Origin of the sequence: Streptomyces sp. NPDC007917 (assembly GCF_042959105.1) — a bacterium.
Classification (GTDB): domain Bacteria; phylum Actinomycetota; class Actinomycetes; order Streptomycetales; family Streptomycetaceae; genus Streptomyces.
Window position 1 is genome coordinate 1 of the sequence record NZ_JBIBKK010000074.1, and the last position, 2,334, is coordinate 2,334.

The following is a 2,334-nucleotide window of genomic DNA, read 5'->3' on the forward strand; positions in this document are numbered from 1 at the left end:
GATCAGGTGAAGGTGCGGGGTTTTCGGGTTGAGCCGGGTGAGGTGGAGAGTGTTCTGGGTGGGCATCCCGGGGTCGCCCAGGCGGTGGTCACCACTCGAGAAGAACAGCCCGGCGATACGCGTCTCATCGCCTATGTGGTGCCGAAGGCCGGCGGGGCCTGCGACGGTGAGGAGGGGACGGGATCGCATGCGGAGCACATAGCGGATTGGCGTGAGTTGTACGACTCCCTTTATCGCGAGTCGACAGCTGCTCTGGGTGAGGATTTTACTGGTTGGAATAGTTCGTATTCGGGTGGGGCGATTGTGTTGGGGGAGATGTGTGAGTGGCGGGATGCGGTGGTTGAGTGGGTGCGTGGGTTGGGTCCGGGGCGGGTGTTGGAGATTGGTGTGGGTTCGGGTTTGGTGTTGGCTGGGTTGGCGGGTGGGGTGGAGGAGTATTGGGGGACGGATTTGTCGGGGGCTGTGGTGGGCCGGTTGTCTCGGCAGGTGGCTGAGCGGGGTTGGGGGCATGTGCGGTTGCGTTGTCAGGCTGCGGATGATTTTGAGGGGTTGCCGGAGGGGTTTTTCGATACGGTCGTGCTGAATTCGGTGGTGCAGTATTTCCCGGATGTGGATTATTTGGCGGGGGTGGTCAGGGGGGCTGTGTCGTTGTTGGTGGATGGTGGTCGGGTGGTGATCGGGGATGTGCGGCATCTGGGGTTGTTGAGGGTGTTCCAGACGGCGGTGCATGCGTCGCGTGCGGGTTCGGTGGCGGAGTTGCGTGGGGTGGTGGAGCGTGCGGTGGCGGGTGAGGAGGAGTTGTTGGTTCATCCGGATTATTTTGTGGGGCTTGCGGCGGAGTTGGGTGTGGGGGTGGATATCCGGCTCAAGCGTGGTGCGGCGCACAATGAGCTGACCCGGCACCGGTATGAGGTGACGCTGTTCAAGGATCCTGCTGGTCTGGTCGATCTGGCGGATGTGCCGGTGGTGCGCTGGGGAGGGGATGTAGCGGGCCTGGAGCGGTTGCCGGATGGGCCTGTGCGTGTGGTGGGTGTGCCCAACGCTCGGCTGGTGGGGGAGTGCGCCGGGTCTGCGGCGCTGGAGGCGGGCCTGGGGATTGAGGCGGTGCGGGCGGAGCTGCGGAGTATTCCGACTGACGCGGTGGACCCGGAGGAGGTGTGTGTCTGGGCTGCCGCGCGTGGGCGGGAGGCGGTGGTGACATGGAACGCGGAGCGGCTGGACGCCTTCGACGTCGTACTGCTTCCCACGGGTGGGTGGGTGACCCATGGCTATCGTCCGGTGCGGGGCGGTCGGGAGGGTTCTCCTGTGTGCAATGCTCCGGTGCGCGCTCGGGGCGCAGGCTCGTTGACTGCTGCGTTGCGTCGTGGGTTGCGGGGGCAGTTGCCGGATTACATGGTTCCTGGGGCGATCGTGGTGCTGGATCGTCTGCCGTTGACGGCTAATGGGAAGGTCGATCGTGCGGCGTTGCCCGCGCCGGATTACTCGGCTGTGGGTGTGGGTCGGGTGGCGCGTAGTGCGCGGGAGGAGATTCTGGCGGGTCTGTTCGCCGAGGTGCTGGGTGTGCCGGCGGTGGGGATCGATGATGGTTTCTTTGATCTGGGTGGTCATTCGTTGCTGGCGACTCAGCTGGTGAGCCGGATCCGTTCCACGCTGGGTGTGGAGATGGCGTTGCAGACGCTTTTCGAGGCGCCGACGGTGGCGCGGCTGGCTCCGTGTCTGAGCGGGCATGACGAGGTGCGTCCGCCGTTGCTGCCTGCCACCCGGCCCAGTCCCCTGCCACTGTCCTACGCCCAGCAGCGACTGTGGTTCCTCCACAAACTCGAGGGACCGTCCGCCACCTACAACATGCCCCTCGCCCTGCGCCTGAACGGTTCGCTCGACCGGGACGCCCTGCACCAGTCCCTCAACGACGTGATCGCTCGCCATGAGGCGCTGCGCACGGTCTTCCGCGAGGTCGACGGGCAGCCGGCTCAGCACATCCTCAGCCCGGAAGAGGCTCGGATCGATTTGCCTTGCCGTCGAGTGGAGGCCGGGAGCCTCGGGCGGGCGCTCGACTCGTCCGCCCGGTATGCCTTCGACCTGTCCTCTGATATCCCGCTGCGCGCTGAGCTGTTCACCGTGAGTGGGGCGGAGTCGGTGCTGATGCTGGTGCTGCACCACGTCGCCGCTGACGGCTGGTCGATGGGGAGGCTTGCGCAGGACTTGGTCGTCGCCTACTCCGCTCGTCTCGGCGGCGGTCCGCCCGAGTGGTCTGTCCTGCCGGTGCAGTACGCGGACTACACGCTGTGGCAGCGTGAGCTGCTCGGTGATGACACTGATGCCGACAGTCTCTTC

1 protein-coding gene is annotated in these 2,334 nt (G+C 65.7%); it reads left to right on the forward strand.

Annotated elements, in window-relative coordinates; all coding sequences use genetic code 11:
• Nucleotides 1-84: 84 nt before the first annotated feature.
• The coding region (locus ACFZDL_RS47150; RefSeq protein WP_391194619.1) for a condensation domain-containing protein at nucleotides 85-2,334 on the forward strand (2,250 nt) is incomplete at its 3' end.